This is a genomic window from Roseateles sp. So40a (genome assembly GCF_048081605.1).
Taxonomy (GTDB): domain Bacteria; phylum Pseudomonadota; class Gammaproteobacteria; order Burkholderiales; family Burkholderiaceae_C; genus Roseateles.
In genome coordinates, this window is record NZ_CP182288.1 from 3,636,434 (window position 1) to 3,656,038 (window position 19,605).

13 protein-coding genes and 1 tRNA gene are annotated in these 19,605 nt (G+C 70.1%); 5 read left to right on the forward strand and 9 right to left on the reverse strand.

Going from position 1 to position 19,605, the window contains the following annotated elements; all coding sequences use genetic code 11:
* Nucleotides 1-340 precede the first annotated feature (340 nt).
* From ACNI65_RS16550 to ACNI65_RS16560, 3 genes are all read left to right on the forward strand, one after another.
* Nucleotides 341-2,542, forward strand: coding sequence for a prolyl oligopeptidase family serine peptidase (locus ACNI65_RS16550; RefSeq protein ID WP_416758050.1), 2,202 nt, complete (start codon nt 341-343; stop codon nt 2,540-2,542).
* A 140-nt stretch (nt 2,543-2,682) separates the two neighbouring features.
* A complete protein-coding gene (locus ACNI65_RS16555) occupies nt 2,683-3,630 on the forward strand; it encodes a hypothetical protein (protein ID WP_416758052.1) in 948 nt (315 codons plus the stop codon).
* Nucleotides 3,631-4,086: 456 nt separating this feature from the next.
* A complete protein-coding gene (locus ACNI65_RS16560) occupies nt 4,087-5,373 on the forward strand; it encodes a hypothetical protein (protein WP_416758053.1) in 1,287 nt (428 codons plus the stop codon).
* Nucleotides 5,374-5,394: 21 nt separating this feature from the next.
* On the opposite strand, the gene ACNI65_RS16565 is transcribed toward ACNI65_RS16560, so the two are convergent.
* From ACNI65_RS16565 to ACNI65_RS16575, 3 genes are all read right to left on the reverse strand, one after another.
* Nucleotides 5,395-7,827, reverse strand: coding sequence for a membrane-bound PQQ-dependent dehydrogenase, glucose/quinate/shikimate family (locus tag ACNI65_RS16565; protein ID WP_416758054.1), 2,433 nt, complete (start codon nt 7,825-7,827; stop codon nt 5,395-5,397).
* 192 nt (nt 7,828-8,019) lie between these two features.
* Nucleotides 8,020-9,339, reverse strand: a complete 1,320-nt coding sequence (locus ACNI65_RS16570; RefSeq protein WP_416758055.1) for a class I SAM-dependent methyltransferase — start codon at nt 9,337-9,339, stop codon at nt 8,020-8,022.
* Between the two features lie 79 nt (nt 9,340-9,418).
* Nucleotides 9,419-10,162, reverse strand: coding sequence for a response regulator (locus ACNI65_RS16575; RefSeq protein WP_416758056.1), 744 nt, complete (start codon nt 10,160-10,162; stop codon nt 9,419-9,421).
* Nucleotides 10,163-10,281: 119 nt separating this feature from the next.
* Here ACNI65_RS16575 and ACNI65_RS16580 point away from each other — a divergent pair, with 119 nt between their 5' ends.
* On the forward strand, nt 10,282-11,724 hold the full coding sequence (locus ACNI65_RS16580) for a hypothetical protein (RefSeq protein WP_416758057.1): 1,443 nt from the start codon (nt 10,282-10,284) through the stop codon (nt 11,722-11,724).
* 33 nt (nt 11,725-11,757) lie between these two features.
* On the opposite strand, the gene argJ is transcribed toward ACNI65_RS16580, so the two are convergent.
* From argJ to secA, 3 genes are all read right to left on the reverse strand, one after another.
* The gene (gene argJ, locus ACNI65_RS16585; protein WP_416758058.1) at nt 11,758-12,987 is read right to left on the reverse strand and encodes a bifunctional glutamate N-acetyltransferase/amino-acid acetyltransferase ArgJ; all 1,230 of its coding nucleotides are present in this window, start codon (nt 12,985-12,987) and stop codon (nt 11,758-11,760) included.
* Nucleotides 12,988-13,170: 183 nt separating this feature from the next.
* Nucleotides 13,171-14,271 (reverse strand): FxDxF family double-cut PEP-CTERM protein, encoded by a 1,101-nt coding sequence (locus ACNI65_RS16590; protein ID WP_416758059.1) that lies wholly within the window; start codon nt 14,269-14,271, stop codon nt 13,171-13,173.
* Between the two features lie 212 nt (nt 14,272-14,483).
* Nucleotides 14,484-17,234, reverse strand: a complete 2,751-nt coding sequence (secA, locus tag ACNI65_RS16595) for a preprotein translocase subunit SecA (protein WP_416758061.1) — start codon at nt 17,232-17,234, stop codon at nt 14,484-14,486.
* A 254-nt stretch (nt 17,235-17,488) separates the two neighbouring features.
* On the opposite strand from secA, the gene ACNI65_RS16600 reads away from it, so the two are divergent.
* Complete coding sequence (locus ACNI65_RS16600; protein ID WP_416758063.1) at nt 17,489-17,824, forward strand: hypothetical protein; 336 nt, start codon at nt 17,489-17,491, stop codon at nt 17,822-17,824.
* A gap of 97 nt (nt 17,825-17,921) precedes the next feature.
* Here the strand turns inward: ACNI65_RS16600 and ACNI65_RS16605 are convergent, their stop codons facing one another.
* The 3 genes from ACNI65_RS16605 to ACNI65_RS16615 form a co-directional block, all read right to left on the reverse strand.
* A complete protein-coding gene (locus tag ACNI65_RS16605; protein WP_416758065.1) occupies nt 17,922-18,593 on the reverse strand; it encodes a DVUA0089 family protein in 672 nt (223 codons plus the stop codon).
* Nucleotides 18,594-18,876: 283 nt separating this feature from the next.
* Nucleotides 18,877-18,952: transfer RNA gene (locus tag ACNI65_RS16610), tRNA-Thr, on the reverse strand.
* A gap of 84 nt (nt 18,953-19,036) precedes the next feature.
* On the reverse strand, nt 19,037-19,591 hold the full coding sequence (locus ACNI65_RS16615; RefSeq protein ID WP_416758066.1) for a ClpXP protease specificity-enhancing factor: 555 nt from the start codon (nt 19,589-19,591) through the stop codon (nt 19,037-19,039).
* Between the last annotated feature and the right edge of the window lie 14 nt (nt 19,592-19,605).

Here is a 19,605-nt window from a genome sequence, read left to right on the forward strand (position 1 = left end):
TGAAGTCGTAAGGCTCTAGAAGTGCGTTCATTCTGCACCTGCGCTTTCCAAGGAAGGGAATGCAGGATTCTGAGAACGGCTCGCCTCCGGCGGATCGAGCCAACCCGCAAAACGACTTGGACAAGTCAGCATCGGCAGTCATCTCGACCACTTTGTGCGAGCCCTTCTCGCCACACGCCGACCACGTTCGACCACGGCCTTCCCTTCGCGTTCTCCTCCGTGTTTCCCCGCCCTGACCAAAGGCACCCCCGGATCGCCCGGGCACAATCCGCGGCCACCGCCTTTCGGCTCGGCCACAAGCCCGGCGCGGGCGGGTTCCCGACTCTCAGGAGCACACCGCATGCATTCCCGTCTTTCGCTGACCGCCGCGCTGGTGGTCGGACTCGGCGCCGGCGCGGCCGCCACCGCCCAATCGACTCCGCCCGCGACCGCCCCGGCCACCGCCGCCGCCTCGCAAGGCCTGAGCTACCCCGTCACCCGCAAGGTCGACCACACCGACAGCTACCACGGCACCACCGTCGCCGACCCCTATCGCTGGCTCGAGGACGACAACGCCGCCGACACCAAGGCCTGGGTCCAGGCGGAGAACGCGGTCACCGACAAGTACCTCGCCGCGATGCCCCAGCGCCTGCCCACGCGCAAGCTCTACACCGACCTCTACAACTTCGAGAAGTTCGGTGTCCCCTACAAGGAAGGCGGCCGCTACTTCTGGACCCGCAATGACGGCCTGCAGCAGCAGGCGGTGCTCTACACCGCCCGCAGCCTCAAGGACACGCCGCAGATCGCGCTCGATCCCAACACGCTGTCCAAGGACGGCACGGTCGCGCTGACCGGCGGCGCCGTGTCGCGCGACGGCAAGCTCATGGCCTACGGCACCGCCGGCGCAGGCTCCGACTGGCAGACGTGGAAGGTCCGCGACCTGGAGACCGGCAAGGACCTGCCCGACACCATCGAATGGGTGAAGTTCTCCGGCGCGTCCTGGACGCCCGACGGCAAGGGCTTCTTCTACTCGCGCTACGACGCCCCCAAGGAAGGCGCGGCCCTCACCGGCGCCAACTACTTCCAGAAGGTCTACTACCACCGCCTGGGCACGCCGCAGTCCGAGGACGCGCTCGTCGCGCAGAGCCTCACCGAGAAGGAATGGGGCTTCAACGTCGAGGTCACCGATGACGGCCGCCTCGCGCTGATCAACGTCTGGAAGGGCTCGGCACGCAAGAACGGCCTGATGCTGCTGCCGCTGGACGACAAGGGCGGCTACGCCGGCGCCAAGGCGATCCCGCTGACCCTCGCCTTCGACGCCGAGTACAGCCCCGTCGTGCTCGACGGCCAGCGCCTGATCGTCAAGACCGACAAGGACGCGCCGCGCGGTCGGCTGATCGCCATCGACCTGGACAAGTCCTGGCAGGCCAAGGACGCCAAGACCTGGACCACGCTCGTGCCCGAGACCAAGGACGCGCTCACCGGCGCCAGCGGCGTCGGCGGCCAGCTGATCCTGAGCTACCTGCAGGACGCCTCGACGCTGGTGCGCGTGCACGCGCCCAGCGGCAAGGCCCTGCGCGACGTCAAGCTGCCCGGTGTCGGCACCGCCGCGGGCTTCGGCGGCAAGTGGAACGACCCCGAGACCTTCTTCAGCTACACCGGCCTGACCACTCCCGGCGAGATCTGGCGCCTGGACGCGAAGACCGGCCAGGCCGAGCTGTTCAAGCGCACGAAGACCGCCTTCGACGCCGACCAGTTCGAGAGCAGGCGCGTCTTCGTCACCAGCAAGGACGGCACGAAGCTGCCGATCTTCATCGCGCACCGCAAGGGCCTGAAGCTCGACGGCAGCAACCCGACGCTGCTCTACGGCTACGGCGGCTTCAACGTGCCGATGACGCCGGGTTACGGCGTCACCGCCGCGACGTGGATGAGGATGGGCGGCGTGTACGTGCTGGCCGTGCTGCGCGGCGGCGGCGAGTACGGCGCCGCCTGGCATGAGGCCGGCACCAAGCTCAAGAAGCAGAACGTATTCGACGACTTCATCGCCGCGGGCGAGTACCTCGTCGCCAACAAGTACACCCAGCCCGCGAAGCTCGCCATCAACGGCGGCTCCAACGGCGGTCTGCTGGTGGGCGCGGTGGTGAACCAGCGTCCTGACCTGTTCGGCGCCGCGGTGCCGCAGGTCGGCGTGATGGACATGCTGCGCTTCCACAAGTTCACCATCGGCTGGGCGTGGACCTCGGACTACGGCAGCTCGGAGAACGCGGACGAGTTCAAGGCGCTGCTGGCCTACTCGCCGCTGCACACGATCAAGAGCGGCCCCGACGTGCGTTACCCGGCGATCCTGGTGACCACCGGCGACCACGACGACCGCGTCGTGCCGGCCCACAGCTTCAAGTACACCGCGACGCTGCAGGCCGCCCAGACCGGCCCCGCGCCCAAGCTGATCCGCATCGAGACGCAGGCGGGCCACGGCGCCGGCAAGCCGACCTCCAAGATCATCGAGGAGCGCGCGGACATCCTGGCCTTCATCGCCAACACGTTCGGGATGGACGTGAAGTAAGGCACCGGCGTCCCAGGACGCCGCCCACGCCGGCCCGGCCCGTCATCGACGCGCCGGGCCTTTTCATGGGCGAGCGTCGCGGAGCGAACTCGGCGGGTGTCGATCGGCAACTGACTGGCCTTCCACTCGAACCTCGCGCCATGACCGGACCCATCGCCCCTTCGCCCCTCCAGATTCCTCAAACCATCGCCCGAACCGCCTCGGAGGCCGCATCGCAGGCCGATCTCGAGGACGGCTACGACCGGCTCGACGACCTCGAGGACAGTCCTTCCGGCCACTCTCCCGATGCCGAACTGGGCAAGTTCCTCGCAGCCCGCGCCCCGGGCCACGTCCTGGCCCTGAACAACGACATGAAGGCCCAGGTCCTGCGCCGCGAGATGGACGCCAGCACCCATCTCGACCGGCTGCTCGGGGCGCTCGGGGACAACGATCTGGGCTCGACCAACAACGCCGCGCCGATCTATCTGCAAGCCCTCCACGACCTGAAGGCCAGCATGCCCCGGCGCCGCCTCTTCGGCGCCCGCCCCTGGCCGGAACGCATGGTCGCGGTCGCGCTCACGTCCACTCGTCCGGCGCAGTTGACCGATTCCCTCTGGCCTGAGAGCCCGACCCGAGCGGGCGCGATCGATCGCTGGCTGTCGCGCGTGACCCAGTTCGCCTCGTTCAAGCTCATCACGCGCGACCGCGCCGTCGCGCTGATGACGGACAGCGGCTCGGCGATGCCCCTGGCGCGCAAGACGCTCGAACAGGGCGGTGCCGGACACGCCGAGTTCGCCGCCGTCCTGGACGGCTACGTGGCCGCGGCCCGGGCCGGCGTGCTCACGCACGGGGATCTGGTGCGGGTGCTCCAGTCGCCGGTGAGGCAACTCTTCCACACGGACCCGGCAAGCCAGGCCAAGACCAGGCTGACGGCCCAAGGCCAGACGATGCTCGGCGCCGTGCGGGAGACGTCCTCCCACGCGCAGGACCTCTTCCAGGCGGCCGCGCAGGCATGCCGCGTCTGCGAAGCGCTCAACGAGCGCGAGTTCCAACGCGTCATGGAGGACACCCAGGTCCCGATGCCCGCGACACCGAAAGTCCGGAAATAGGCGTGAAATCCGGCCACTTGTTTGGCCGGATTTGGGCCCTGTTCTCCGCGCCTCGGCCCGCGCCGCCGCGGCGAAGATGCGAAGCATGACGACACGCCGCACGCCCGCCTTCATGCAGACCACGCCGCCCTCGCGCCGGCGTCCCTGCCCCGGAAAGCCTGCCCCGGCGCTGCCGCTGCTCAGCGGCTGACGTCCCGCCCAATCCTCGCGCCCAGGCCGCGTCCCCTTGCGGGTCGCCCGATGGCCGGCGCACCCGCGCTTCACATTCGCAACGCCGCAGCGCCACGCCCCCGCAGTCGGGGCGTTCAGGCGGCGTCCCAGCGCTCTTGCCCGACCTCTTTCGCGAGGGGTCGGGCTTTTTTTCGTGCGGGCTGTTCGGATGTCACACGCGAACTCCGGCTCGGACGTTGGCAACTGACCTGGCTTCGCCGCCGCGCGGCGCCAGCCCTGTCCCCCATGAACCTGTTCTCCTGCCTGCCCCGGTTCGCCGCGAAGGCGCACGCCGCATCCGGCCCCGCCGATGTGCCCACCTCCGGGCCCATGAACGATCCGAACGACCGCGCCCACCGCGAGCGCATCACCACCCAACTGTCCGGTTGTCGCAAACTGGCGAGTCGTCATCCTGACGCGCGGATTCGCGAGGAGCTGTCCGCACTGCTGGGCCGAGCCCAGGATCGATTCACCCAACCCCCGCCGGACTACGGCGACGCGAGTCGCCAGATCGAGGTGGAGGAGGTCCGCGCCTACAAGCTCCAGCGAGACCTCGCGCCCCTCCTTGAACGAATCGCGCCGAAACTCGCGGATGAAGAGATCCCCCTGGAGAGCCGGATCGATGCGGCCACCGGGATCGCCGTCGTGCTGGGCGATTGGTGCCTCTACGAGCCCATCCAGAGCGCTCTGCAGGCTGTGCATGACATGATCCCCGCGCCAGATCGCCATCGTGCGGTCCGGCAGGCCGTTGCCAACGGCGACGCGAAGGGCCTGGCCGCGCGTCTGGACGACCTTCAGCGACGCAGGCCCCGGCCCGACCCCCGCGAGCTGCTCCGCCAGACCCTGCGCGGCGATCGCGACGAGAACCCGACCGTCACCTTGCTGACCCACGCCGTCATGCACGGGAACGCGGAGGTGGCGGAGGTGTTGACCAGGAAGCTGGTGTCACTGCGCCTGGCGCGGGTGATCGATGCCCGCGATCAGATCAACTACCTCAAGCAGGCCCTTCAGCCCGAGGTGCTGCACCGGGCCGCCAGTTCCGCCCACGTGGCGCTGGGCGTCAGGGCCTGCGTGGACGCGATGTGCATGGACAAGGGCCTGCAAGCCACTTTGAGACGGGCCATGCCGTCGATCATGACCGCGACGATCCAGGCCTCCGACAGCCCGGAGGGCTTCTCTTCGCTGATCTCCCAGATGAGTCAGACCCGACAGGGCCGTGCCGTCGCGGCGCATGCGCTGGAGGACCTGTCCCGCGGAGGCGTCTTCACGCGCTTGTGCCGCGGCGATGCGTCCGTGCAAGCGCTGGACGCCTACCTGCGCGGCCTCACGGTGGCCGCCAGGACCGGCGCCGTATCGGGCAAGGCGCTCGGCCGCCTGCTGCTCACGCCCGGTCCGACGGGCCGGCCCGCGATCGCCGATGCGCGGGGACAACTGCGCGCCAGCATGCGCCGAATGCTGGACAACATCGAGCCTCATCGCCTGCTCGGCGCCCAGGACCTCCGCCTCCTGCGCGCGGCCGTCGGCCCCGCCTGAGCGGGACGAAGTCGATCGCCTTCAGCGCTTGTCCAACGCATAGGCCAGCACATGGTCCCCTGGCCGCGTCCCGGTGGAACCATGCCCGCCCGCGATCACCAGCAGATACTGCCGCCCGTCCGCGCCCAGATAGGTCATCGGCGTGGCCTGGCCACCGGCGGGCAGCCGCTGCTCCCACAGCACCCGCCCATCGTTGACGTCGTAGGCGCGGACATAGTCGTCCATGCTGCCCGACAGGAAGGCCACGCCGCCGGCGGTCATCATCGGACCGCCCAGGCTCGGCACGCCGAGCTTGAGCGGCAGCGGCACCGGTGAGAGATCGCGCACGGTGCCGTTGCGGTGGCGCCAGACCACGCGCCCCTCGTTCAGGTCCACACCCGCCACCGTGCCCCAGGGCGGCGCCTGGCAGGGCACGCCCAGCGGCGAGGTGAACGGCTTCATCCGCGCCGCGAAGGGCGCGCCGAAGTTCTCGTTGAGCGCGGGCAGCGCGCCCTGCGGCGGTCCCTTGTCCTGCACGAGCAGGGCCTTGTCGTCGGTGCGCGGCACCAGCGTCGAGGTGAACGCGAGCACCGCCGGCGTCGTGAAGGCGATCCCGTGGACCGGATCGACCGCGATGCTGCCCCAGTTGAAGACGCCGAAGTTGCCCGGGTTGATCAGCGAGCCCTGCGTCGACGGCGGCGTGAAGCGGCCGTCATAGCGCAGTTGATGGAACGCGATGCGGCACCAGAGCTGGTCGAACATCGTCACGCCCCACATGTCGCGCTCGCGCAGCACCGGCGGGTTGAACGAGATCGCCGAGACCGGCTGCGTGACCGCGGTGAAATCGCCCGCCGCCGCCCCTTGCGGCGCCGGTGTCTCGGTGACGGGGAACACCGGTCGGCCATCGCGGCGGTCGAGCACGAACAGCTCCCCCTGCTTGGTCGCCTGCACCAGCGCCGGCACGCGCTGGCCCTTCACCGTCAGGTCCACGAGCACCGGCTGCGCGGGGACGTCGTAGTCCCAGAGGTCGTGGTGGACGGTCTGGAACACCCAGCGCGAGCGCCCGGTCGCCAGGTCCAGCGCGACCACCGAGGACGAATGCCGCTCCACCGCCGCCGAGCGCCGCCCGCCCCATTGGTCCGGCGGCTGGTTGCCCATCGGCAGGTAGACGAGGCCCAGGTCCTCGTCGACGCTCGCCACCGACCAGCTGTTGGGCGAGTTCGCCTTGTACTGCTGGCCCGCGCCGATCGGCGCGGTCGCCTCGGGATTGCCGGAATCCCAGTTCCAGACCAGCGCGCCGGATTCGATGTCGAACGCGCGGATCACGCCGGATTGCTCCTTCGTCGACGCGTTGTCGAGCACCGTCCCGCCGACGATCACCAGGCGCCGCGTCACCACCACCGGCGAGGTCGAGTAATACGCGCCCGGCTGCGCGTTGGGCATGCCGGCCATCAGGTCCACTGCGCCGTCGCGTCCGAAGGCGGGACAGGTCTTGCCGGTCGCCGGGTCCAGCGCGATCAGCCGCGCGTCGGCGGTCGGCATGAACAGCTTGGCCGCGCACGGCGCGGGCCGCGCGCCCGCGGCGGCCATCGCGTCCGGCGGCGGCTGGTAGGACAGTCCGCGGCAGGTCAGATGCTGCAGCGCGAGCTCGCCGCGCACCTTCGGGTCGTAGCGCCACACTTCCCGCCCGGTGGTCGCATCCAGCGCCAGCACCGTCTGATGCGGCGTGCACAGGAACAGGCGCTCGCCGACCTTGAGGGGCGTGACCTCGAAGGTGGTTTCCTCCGGATCGCCGGGGCGGCCTCGGACATCGCCGGTGCGGTAAGACCACGCGAGCTTCAACTCGCCGACATTGGCCGTCGTGATCTGCGCCAGCGGTGACCAGCGCTGGCCGAATCCGGTGCGGCCATAGGCGTGCCACTCGCCGTCGGGCAGCGCCGCGGCGCCGGAGGCCGGCGCGCCGGGCGGGCGCGCGGCGCCGTTGGCGGGCAAGGTGCCGGGCTGCGCGTGCAGGTCGCGGGTCCAGCTCACCGCTGCCACCACCACGAAGGCGCCCAGCGCCGCGGCGAGCAGCAAGGCGGGCGGACTGCGCCAGGCCACGCGGCGCGGATCGTCCAGCGGCAGATGGCGGCGCATCGTCGGCACCAGGACCAGCAGCAGCGCGCCGATCACGAAGGGCACGCCCAGCCGCGCGCCCAGCGGCCACCAGTCCAGGCCCACTTCCCACAGACTCCACCCGAGCGTGGCGAGGAAGTACAGCGCGTAGCCGATGACGGCCTCGCGCAGCCGGCCCCACATCAGCGCGCCGATGACCGCCCAGGCCAGGCCCGACAGCGCGTAGAACCAGCTGCCGCCCAGCGAGGCGAGCCACCCGCCCGCGGCGAGCATCACGAAGCCCAGGATCAGCAGCGCCGCGCCGAGGACACGAGCCAGCCATGGGACTGGTGCGGGAGAGGGAGCAAGGAGCGTCGACATGCGCACGCTCTGGCAATCCACATGCCGATTGCCCACGGCGTCTGTGGACAAGTCGTGGGAAAAGCTGAGGTCGGCGCGCCCAAGCCGTTGATCCGTCAGGACCTTTGTTGGACTGCCTCATCCTGAGGCAGTCCAGGGAGGTTCACGTGACGCTCACGCGGCGCATGGGGTCTCAGGCCGTGTCAAGCGGTCTCAGGCTGTCTCCAGCCGGCCTTCCACCCGCAGCAGCGTCTCCAGCGCCTGCGCGCGCAAGCCGTAGAAGCGCTTGATCTCGTCCAGTTGCGCGAGCAGCTCGGCGCGCCGCGCCGGGGTCGGGTCTTGCGGGCGCTTCACGGCCAGCACCATCTTGTTCTTGCTCGTGTGCTCCAGCGCGATGAACTCGATCACCTGCGTGTCGTAACCCATCAGCTCCAGCAGCAGCGCGCGCAGCGAGTCGGTCACCATCTCCGCCTCCTGGCCCAGGTGGATGCCGTGCTGCAGCAGCGGCCGCAGCGCCGCGGGCGTGGTCATCTGGGGCCGGATCTCCTTGTGGCAGCACGGCGCGCACATGATGATCCGCGCGCCGCTGCGCAGGCCGAAATGCATCGCGTAGTCGGTCGCGATGTCGCAGGCATGCAGCGCCACCATCACGTCCAGCGGCTGGTCGCCGCGCTCGCGCACATCGCCGTGCTCGAAGCTCAGGCCCGTCAACGCATGCCGCGCCGCCGCCGCGTTGCCCAGCGCCACCATGTCCTGCTTGAGCTCCACGCCCTGCACGCTCGGCGCCAGGCCTTGCGCGCGCAGCCAGTCATGCATCGCGAAGGTCAGGTAGCCCTTGCCCGAGCCGAAATCGGCCAGGCGCACCGGCGTGCCCGGCGCGTCCAGCCCGGCCTTGCGGACCGCGGCACCGAAGATCTCGATGAACTTGTTGATCTGCTTCCACTTGCGCGCCATCGCCGGCACCAGCGCGGCGTGGCCCTTGAGCTCGTGCGTCACGCCCAGATCGCGCCAGAACGGGCTCTCCACCGAGAGCTCCCGCGGCTTGGCCCGATCATGGCCCGTCGGGCCGCCCGGTGCCGCCGCGCTGTCGTCCGTCGAAGCCGTCGTCGCCGCAGTCGCCGCGCCCGCCGTGCCCGCCGTGCCCGCCCTGCGGCCCACCTGCAGCAGCGGCTTGCCCTTGCGGCTGAAGCGCAGCTGCGCTTCCTCGGCGAGCGTGTCCAGGTGCGCCTGCTGGAAGTCCTGGCCGAGCAGCTGATCGATCAGCGCGAGGCCCTCGTCCAGCGGATGGTTCTTGGTGACGTCCTTGGTTTTGTGCCGCCACAGGAAGCTCAGCGCGCGTTCGCCGCGCAGCTCGATGTCGCGCACCGTCAGGCGTTCGATCGAGGCGTCCTCGCCCTCATGCCGGTTCAGCAGCAAGCGCTGGAACTTGCGCTCCGCGAGCGCGGTGCGCAGCAGGCGCAGGAAACGCGCGCGCGCGTCGGGCGGGGCGGCGCCGGCGTCGCCGGAGGCATCGGGAACGAGGGAACTGAACATCGGACTTCCTGTGGAAGCCGCGATTGTCCCGCCAAACCGAAAGCCGGACGCCCTGTCGGGCGACGGGCCGGACCTCGCCTCAGGTCTCCGGCGCTTCCAGCAGCATCAGCATCCAGTGGCCGTCGCCGACCACCTCGGGGTCCGCCGCCACCAGCGTGAAGCTCAGGCGATGCCGGGGCGATCCCGACATCGGCGCCACGGTCAGGGACGAGGGCTGGGCCCCGGCGCGCAGCCGCAGCGCCTCGCGGTGCAGCCAGGCCAGCACCTCCGGCGGCAGCCGCGCGTGCTCCGCCCACGGCGGCGGGAAGTAGGCCGCCATCAGCGCCCGCGCCTGCGGGGTCTGCCAGACGCAATGCCCGTCGCGTTCCCGCACCGCGATGCTGGCGGTCGGCTGGCGCGGCTCGGCGGCCTTCACCGGCTGGGCGGGACGGGTCAGGCGCTCGATGCGCGCGAGCAGGTCGCTCATGCGCACCGGCTTGAACAGGCATTCCCGGGCGCCGGCCGCCACCAGCATGCCTTGCCGCACCGCGTCCCGGGGCCGGCTCAGCGTCAGCACCGGGGCGCCGCTGCCGGCCAGGCGTCGCAGCAGCTCCAGCGGCCCGTCGCCGGGCAGCTCGGGCAGGTCCATATCCATGACCACGAGCGCCGGACCGGCGTTCATCCCGTCGATCGCCGCGAGCGGATCGGCCGCGCGCAGCAGCTCGTAGCCGCTCTCCTCGAGCACCGCGGCCAGCGGCTGCACCGACAGCGCCTGCACGACGAGGAGCCGGGTGCGGGCGTCGGCGCGGGGGAGGGTCCTGTCGGCGTGCGTCGATGTCGGCATGTCGATCAACATACAAATCCCGTGCCCGCTTCTCAAGGACCATCGCGGGAACTCCCGGGTCTTCGCCCCGGTCCTGCGCGCATGGCCCGCCGCGACGCTGACGCACAATGGCCGTCGCCATGGACGATACCCCCGCCACGCCCGACGTCGACCTGTCCGCCGCGCCCACCGCCGGCGACGCGACGCTGCCCGTGTCCCCGCCCACCGCCCCTCCGGCAGCCCCCGCCACGCCGGCTGCACCCTGGGAGGGACCGTCGCCCGACGTGGTCGCGTGGCTGCTCGTGAACTGGCACAACAAGCACCCGCTGGCCCGGCGCATCGGCATCGCCGACGTGCACACGGTCGGCGCCGTGGCCCTGCCCTTCATGGCGCAGGCGCTGCCCAAGGAACCCAGCCTGGAAGGCGGCTCGCCCGCCGAGGCCGCTCCCACCCCGCCCAAGCGCCGCTGGCCGTGGCAGCGCAAGGCCGCGGCTTCGGGGCCCCGGCCGGCCTGGGTCGACGATTTCATTCCGGGTCTGAAGCGCTCCGCCGTCGCGGCGATGGCCCTGGACCACGGCTTCACCACCGGTCCTGACGAGCTGCCCCTGCGGCGCGTGGACATCGACGAGCGCGCGCTGGGCGGAGACGCGAACCAGGCTGGTGCATGGCCGATGGAATTGGTGCTGCTGAGCGCCGCCTTCGACGCCGGTCCGGCCCGCCGACGCGTCCTCGTGGGGCGCCGGGACCGCGTCCTGGGGCGCCGCGCGATGGACCCGGCCCGGCTGGGCGTCGTGGCCAGCATCGGCGCGCTGGTGCTGATCGTGGCGACCTGGGCGCTCTGGCCGTCCGGTCCGTCCAAGGAGGCGCTCGCGGCCCAGGCCGCGGCGGAAGCAGCCTCGGCGGCCTCAGCCGCTCAAGCGGCGGAAGCGGCATCGGCGGCAGAAGCCGCGCTCGCCGCCAAGGCGCAGGCGGCGTCCGAAGCCGCAGCCGCGGCATCCGCGGCGGCATCGGCAGCCTCCGCCGCGGAGACCGAAGCCTCCGCCCCATCCGCTTCGGCCAGCGCCGCCGTGCCGGGCGCCTCGGCGCCGGCGGCCACCGCCATTCCCAGCATCCGCCCCACGCTGCAGAGCGGCGTGGAGCGCGCCACGCGCGAGAAGGAAGCCGCTGCCGTGGCCGCCGCCACTGCGGGCAAGGACACGCCAGCCGCCGCGGGCAAGGACGCATCCGCCAAGGACGGCAAGGCCGCCGCGGCCTATTCCCCCACGGCCGACGAGCGCCGCGTGCCGGTCGATGAGGCCGGCCTGAGCAGCCTCATGAAGCGCGATGGCGCGCCGGCGGGCGGCAAGGTCGTCGCGCTGGTCGGTCAGCCGCACAAGACCAAGGCCGATGCCGAGGCGCAACTCGGGCGCATGCGCGAGATGATCGGCGCCACCACCGGCAACACGCCCAACGGCGAAGTCTTCCAGACCAAGGACGGCTGGCGCGCCGCGGTCTGGCCCTTCGGCACGCGCGAGGAAGCGCAGCTGATCAACGCGACGCTGCTGGCGCGCGGCATCCGGGGCACGCGCGCCGTCGACTTCTGATCAGGCGCCTGGGCCCCTCGGCGCCCTAGCGCTTCAGGAGCGGTAGTCCGCGTTGATCGTCACGTACTCGTGGCTGAAGTCGCAGGTCCAGACGGTGGTCTCGGCCGGGCCGCGGTTCAGGCCCACGCGCACGGTGATCTCGGCCTGCTTCATGACGCGCTGACCGTCTTCTTCCTTGTACTCGGGACGGCGGCCACCCTTCGTCACGACATGCACGTCGTCCAGGAACAGGTCGATCAGGCCCTGATCCAGATCGTCGATGCCGGCGTAACCGACCGCGGCCAGGATGCGGCCCAGGTTGGGGTCGCTGGCGAAGAACGCCGTCTTCACGAGCGGCGAGTGCGCGATCGCGTAGGCCGCCTTGCGGCATTCGTCCTCGGTCTTGCCGCCCTGCACCACCACCGAGATGAACTTGGTCGCGCCCTCGCCGTCGCGCACGATCGCCTGCGCCAGCTGCTGCGACACGGCCACCACCGCATCGCGCAGCGCGCGGCCCTCGGCGCTCGTCAGCGAGGTGATGCGCTCATGGCCCGCCTGGTGCGTGGCGATCAGCACGAACGAGTCGTTGGTCGAGGTGTCGCCGTCGATGGTGATGCGGTTGAAGGACTGGTCGGCGGCTTCCTTCACGAGCGGCTGCAGCAGTTCCGGCGCGATGACCGCGTCGGTGGCGACGAAGCCCAGCATCGTGGCCATGTTCGGGCGGATCATGCCCGCGCCCTTGGACACGCCGGAGATCGTCACGGTCTGGCCGCCGATCGTCAGCTGCCGCGAGCAGGCCTTGGGCAGCGTGTCCGTGGTCATGATGCCGGCGGCGGCCTCGCCCCAGTTGTCGGCCTTCAGCGCGGCGATCGCGGCCGGCAGGCCGGCGACGATGCGGTCGACGGGCAGCGTCTCCATGATCACGCCGGTCGAGAACGGCAGGATCTGCTTCGCGTCGAGCTTCAGCTCGGCGGCCAGCGCGTCGCAGGTCTGGCGCGCGCGGGCCAGTCCGTCGGCGCCGGTGCCGGCGTTGGCATTGCCGGTGTTGATGACGATCGCGCGGATCGGCTGGCCCGAGGCCAGATGCTCGCGGCAGACCTGCACCGGCGCGGCGCAGAAGCGGTTGGCGGTGAACACGCCGGCGACGCTGGCGCCCTCGTCGAGCGCGATCACGGTCAGGTCGCGGCGATTGGCCTTGCGCACCCCCGCCATCGTGACGCCCAGGCGCACGCCGGACACGGGCAGCAGGGTTTGCGGATCGGGAGCGGTCAGGTTGACGGGCATGGTGGTCGCGGAATCTGAGGGGATGAAGCCACCGGGCAGTCGACGCGCCCGGGACGAATGGGCGCGATTGTAGGAGCCTCCCTCTTCACCCGGCGCCATGAAGAACGCCCCGCGAGCGGGGCGTTGTGTCATCCATGGATCAGCGCGGGATCACCGCGGAATCAGCGCGGGATCAGCGCGCGTTCAGGGCTGGCGCTGGCGGCGCTTGCTCAGCATGAAGGCCATCAGCGCCAGGCCGCCCAGGAACATCGCGTAGCCCTGCGGCTCCGGCACCGCGCTGGCGGGCAGCACGTTGAAGGTGCCCGAGTAGCTCGCCGAGATGCCGGTCGTGCCCGCGGCCAGGTTGCCGCCGGCGTAGCCCTTGATGACCAGCGTGTAGTCGCCGGGCACCAGCTGGCGCGGCAGGCTGGCGCTGATCCAGTTCGTGCCGGCGCCGTCGCCCTCGATCGAGCCGACGCCCAGCGAGCGGCCGTTCAGCGTCGCCTCGGTGAAGCTGATCTGCTGGTTCTGGCCCGCGTAGACGGTGATCAGCGACGCGTCGACCCAGCCGGTGCCGGTGAACGTGAAGCGGAAGGTGTCGACGAAGCTGCCGGCCTCGGTGTGGATCGCGAAGGGCGCGGCGGTCAGGCCGGCGCCCGCGCCGCCCAGCGCGATGTCCTGGTCCCAGTTCGCGGCCTGCGCACCCGTGGCGGCCATGGCGAGCAGCGCCGCGGCGGCACCGGTGCGGGCCAGCGCCGCGCGACGGCGCGCCACGATCAGGCTGACGCCCAGCAGCGCGAGCACCGCCAGGGCCAGCGTGCCGGGTTCGGGCACCTGCGTGACGTTGATCGTGCCGGAGTAGCTCGCGCTGATCGGCGTGCCCGCGGTCAGGCCCTGGCCGGCGTAGCCGCGCACGGTCAGCACCAGCGGGCCGCTCAGCCGGATGTCGGGCAGCGCGGCGATCTCCAGCGCGTTGCGGTAGCCGCCCATCGTCGTGCGCGTGAAGCTGTAGGTCGCGCCGTTGAGCACCGCGCTGACGAAGTTGATATCGAACGCCGTGGACATGCCGATCGTCGTCAGGCTGGCGTTGACCACGCCCCAGCGCTCGATGTCGCTGAAGACGAAGGTGTCGATGAACTCGCCCGCGACCGAGTGGACGATGCTGAAGCCCGCCGTCTTGGTGTCGGCGTTGCTGCCTTGCTGGAGCGCGACGGATTGCTGCGCGGTCACCGGCGCGGCCACAGCGGCGGTCAGGCCGGCGGCGGTCAGGGCGAAAGCGGCGAGGAGGCGTGTCGTGAACGTCATGGCAAGGGTCCTTGGACCTCGATGACCCGCGGATGCAGGTCGATGGAGCGGACTCTATCGATGGGCTCGCGTACGGTGTCCCCCGCGCCACGGGGGTAAAAACAGCCGTCCCGGCCCTTCGCGTGAGATACCTCACAAAGAAAAACGGCGCCTCGCGGGGCGCCGTTCGTGCCAGTCCTTGCCTGGCGGCCTGGTGGCTTGATTGCCTGGAATCAGGCCAGCTTGCCGTGGCAGGCCTTGAACTTCTTTCCGCTGCCGCACGGGCAGGGATCGTTGCGACCCACATGGCCCCACTCGGCCGGAATGTCGCCGGCCACGGGCGCGGCCTCCTGCGACACCGAGCCATCCTCGTTGGGATGCGTGTAGGTCACGTTGCTGACGTTCTCGGCGCGCTGCTCGATCGCGTCGGCGGCCGCGGTGGCCTCGGCCTCCGACTGGATGCGCACGTTCAGCAGCACGCGCGTCACTTCCAGCTTCACCGCGTCCAGCAGTTGCGAGAACAGCTCGAAGGCCTCGCGCTTGTATTCCTGCTTCGGGTTCTTCTGCGCGTAGCCGCGCAGGTGGATGCCCTGGCGCAGGTAGTCCAGCGAGGCCAGGTGCTCGCGCCAGTGCTGGTCGATGCTCTGCAGCAGCACCATGCGCATGAACGGCGTGAACTGCTCCAGGCCGACGCGGTCCAGTTTGTCCTGGAACGACGCATCACCGGCCTTGAGCACGGCGTCCAGCACGTCCTCGTCGGTCAGCGTCTCGCTCTTCTTGAGCATGTCGCCCAGCGGCACCTCGAGCTTCCACTCGTCGCGCAGCACGCGCTCCAGCGCGGCCAGGTCCCACTGCTCCTCGAGCGTCTCTTCCGGCACGAAGCCGCGCACAACGTCGGTCAGCGTGCCGGTGCGCAGGTGCGAGATCTGCGCGAGCAGCTCCTCGGCCTCGAGGATCTCGTTGCGCTGCTGGTAGATGACCTTGCGCTGGTCGTTCGACACGTCGTCGTACTCGAGCAGCTGCTTGCGGATGTCGAAGTTGCGGGCCTCGACCTTGCGCTGCGCGCTCTCGATCGAGCGCGTGACGATGCCGGCCTCGATGGCTTCGCCCTCGGGCATCTTCAGGCGGTCCATGATCGCGCGCACGCGGTCGCCGGCGAAGATGCGCATCAGCTGGTCGTCCAGCGACAGGTAGAAGCGCGACGAGCCCGGGTCACCCTGACGGCCCGAACGGCCGCGCAGCTGGTTGTCGATGCGGCGGCTCTCGTGACGCTCGGTCGAGATCACGCGCAGGCCGCCGGCGGCCTTGACCTGCTCGTGCAGCTTCTGCCAGTCGGCCTTCAGCGCGGCGATCTTGGCGTGCTTGTCGGCGTCGGAGAGCGCCTCGTCGTTCTCGATGGCGACGACGTCCTTCTCGATGCTGCCGCCCAGCACGATGTCGGTGCCGCGGCCGGCCATGTTGGTCGCGATCGTGATCACGCCCGGACGGCCGGCCTGCGTGATGATGTCCGCCTCGCGGGCATGCTGCTTGGCGTTGAGCACCTGGTGCGGCAGCTTGGCCTTGGTCAGCAGCTCGGCGACCTTCTCGGAGTTCTCGATCGAGGTCGTGCCCACCAGCACCGGCTGGCCGCGCTCATGGCAGTCGCGGATGTCCAGCGTGACGGCGTCGTACTTTTCCTTGGTCGTCTTGTAGACCAGGTCCAGCTCGTCCTTGCGGACCGTCGGCCGGTTGGGCGGGATCACCACGGTTTCCAGGCCGTAGATCTCCTGGAACTCGTAGGCCTCGGTGTCGGCCGTGCCGGTCATGCCCGACAGCTTGCCGTACATGCGGAAGTAGTTCTGGAAGGTGACCGAGGCGAGCGTCTGGTTCTCGGCCTGGATCTGCACGCCTTCCTTGGCCTCGACGGCCTGGTGCAGGCCGTCGCTCCAGCGGCGGCCCGTCATCAGGCGGCCGGTGAACTCGTCGACGATGACGACCTCGCCGTTCTGCACGACGTAATGGGTGTCGCGGTGATACACGTGGTGCGCGCGCAGCGACGCGTACAGGTGGTGCATCAGCGTGATGTTGGCCGCGTCGTACAGCGACGCGCCCTCGGCCAGCAGGCCGGCCTGGCCCAGCAGGCGCTCGGCGTTCTCGTGGCCGTCCTCGGTCAGGTAGATCTGGTGGGACTTCTCATCGACGGTGAAGTCGCCGGGCTCGACCACGCCCTCACCGGTGCGCGGGTCCAGCTCGCCGATCTGGCGCTTGAGCTGCGGCGACACGGCGTTGATCGCCACGTACAGCTGCGTGTGGTCCTCGGCCTGGCCGGAGATGATCAGCGGGGTGCGGGCCTCGTCGATCAGGATGGAGTCCACCTCGTCGACGATCGCGTAGGCCAGGCCGCGCTGCACGCGGTCACGGACCTCGTAGACCATGTTGTCGCGCAGGTGGTCGAAGCCGTATTCGTTGTTGGTGCCGTAGGTGACGTCGGCGCCGTAGGCGGCCTGCTTCTCGTCGCGCGCCAGGCCCGAGTAGTTGATGCCCACGGTCAGGCCGAGGAAGCGGTACAGGCGGCCCATCCACTCGGCGTCACGACGCGCGAGATAGTCGTTGACCGTCACGACGTGGACGCCCTTGCCGGTCAGCGCGTTCAGGTAGACCGGCAGCGTGGCCATCAGCGTCTTGCCTTCGCCGGTGCGCATCTCGGCGATCTTGCCGGCGTTCAGGACCATGCCGCCGATCAGCTGCACGTCGAAGTGGCGCATCTTCAGGATGCGCTTGCTGCCCTCGCGGCAGATGGCGAAGGCCTCGGGCAGGATGTCGTCGACGGTCTCGCCGGCGGCCAGGCGCTGCTTGAATTCCTCGGTCTTGCCGCGCAACTCGTCGTCGCTCAGGCTCTCGAACTTCGGCTCCAGCGCGTTGATCTGCTGGACGACCTTGCGATAGGTCTTGAGCAGGCGCTCGTTCCGACTGCCGAAAATCTGGGTCAAAAGCTTGGGCAACATGCGGCTTGGTGATGTTCTGGATGGGGCCCGGTCGACCGGGCTCTGAGACCCGGCGGACCGCCTCGTGGGCGGGCTGAAGGGACAGCGCCGCGTGAGCGGTGCAAGTGAGGACGTCAGCCTCGGTTTGCAAGCGTCAGCGCGGAAAAAAACCGGCGGAGTTTAGCACCGGGGCCTCGTCCGACCTGTCGGCGGGCTGAGGGCCGGATCGCCGTCGGACTCCGGGTTTTCCAGCGCCGGGACTACACTGGCCGGCCATGCCGCCCCGCTACCTGCCCCCCCGCGCCAAGCCCGAGACGCCCGATCCGCTGGATTTCGGACGGGCGATGTCGCAGCACGGGATGCTCGCGCGGCTGGGTCAGCAGCTGGCGCTGTCGCAACGGCATCTCGCCGCGGTCAGCGTGGCGCTGCCCGGGGCGATGAAGCGCTTCGTGCAGGCGGGCACCCTCGACGAACAGGGCTGGACGCTGGTGGCGGACAACGCCGCCATCGCCGCCAAGCTCCGCCACCTGCAGCCCACGCTGCTGCGGCTGCTGCGCGAGGAGGGCCTGCTGCTCGAGGGCGAACTGCGGATCCGGGTGCGGCAGTCCTGAGCGACGCGCCGAGCCCGCCTCCAATGGAACAAGGGACCGCCGAGGCGGTCCCTTCGCTTTTCTGACTCTTCCGACGCGGCCCGTGAGCCGCCCGGGGTCAGGCCTTGCGACGCAGGCGGCGCGCGCCGCCCAGGCCGGCCAGCGCGATCGCGGCCAGCGCGAGCGAGCCCGGCTCCGGCACGTCGTTCTGCTGCGCGCCCTCGACGTTCAGGATGTCGAACGCCCACAGCGACGTGCGGCTGAAGCCGGCGTTGTCGCAAAACACGCCGTTGGCGCACTGGCCGACGAGGAAGTTCGGGTTGCCGTCGTGGCGGAAACCATTCGACAGGTTGGGGCCGACCGAGAAGTTGTCGAACTGCATCACCGACACCGTGTACACGCCAGCGCTCAGCGTCAGGTCCAGGCAAGTGTCCCAGGCACGGCCGCTGACGGCGTCGGTCGGCACGCTGAAGCCGCCGCAGGAGCTGCTCGTGGCGTCATCGTTCTCGCCGACGCGCTGGCCGGTCGCGTCGAACAGCGCCAGGATCGGATCGAAACCGCCCGCGGCCACGACGTTGCCATTGCTCTGCGTGCCGCCAGCGTAGCTGTAGGTGATCAGGCGCACCGACGACGAGCCGTTGGCCGTGAAGGTGAAGGTCTGGACGTCGTTGGACTGCGTGAAGCTGCCGTCGAACGAGAAATTGGTCGGGGCTGCGTGCGAGACGGCGGTCGCGCCCAGGGCGGCGACGGCGGCCAGAGCGGCGAAGCCGCGACGGAACAAGCTCTTCATGAACACTCCCGTGAATGCCGGCTTGAAAGGGAGACCGGCGTGTTGAACACGGGGGCGGCTAGAGCAAACCCTATGCCAACAGGGATTCTTCTTTCAAATCAATGACGTACGTCTGGTTACGCGATTTTGTTCACGCATCTGTCAAGCGGGGCGACACCTCCTTTGGGGGGAAGCGGCGGCGATTCGACGGCTCGGCGCCTCGGCGCCGTGGCGCTGAGCAAGCGCGAAAAGACCGAAGCCCCGGCTCGCCGGTGAGGGCAAGACGGGGCTTCGAGGGATTCGGTGGTGCCGGCTATCGGATTCGAACTGATGACCTACCGCTTACAAGGCGGTTGCTCTACCAACTGAGCTAAGCCGGCACACGGAAAACGTTGCGCCGCTGAGAGGCGGCGCGGGCTGCATTCTAGACGCAGATCCGGGTCACTTTCCCGGACATCGCCAGGTCACTTGATCCGCTTCAGCGCCGGACGCCCGCCCGAGGGGCCCGCGCCCGGATCGTCGTCGTCCGGAGACGTCGACGTGGGCGGCGCGGACGCCGGATCGGGCTTGCTCGGCTCGGTCGGCGCCGGGGCCGGCGCGTTGCCGTCCGAGGCCAGACGCAGGCCGCGCGGCGCGTTCGCCGGAGCGGGCGCGCTGCGCAGCGCGTTCGTTTCCTCCGGCGTCGGCGGCGGGAAGGCCATGCCCTGCCCGTTCTCCCGCGCGTAGATCGCCACGACGTGATCGACCGGCACGATGATCTCGCGCGCGACCCCGCCGAACCGGGCCTTGAACTGGATCAGTTCATTGCCGAGGTCCAGGTTGCTGGTCGCGTCGAAACCGACGTTCAGCACGATCTCGTTGTTGCTCACGTACTCGAGCGGCACCTGCACCATGCGATCGACGTGCACGGCGATGTAAGGCGTGAAGCCGTTGTCGGTGCACCACTCGTGCAGGGCGCGGATCAGATACGGCCGCGTCGAGCTGGCGGCGAGACCGCCGCCGTCCTTGCTGTCATCCATGGCGGGGCAGTGTA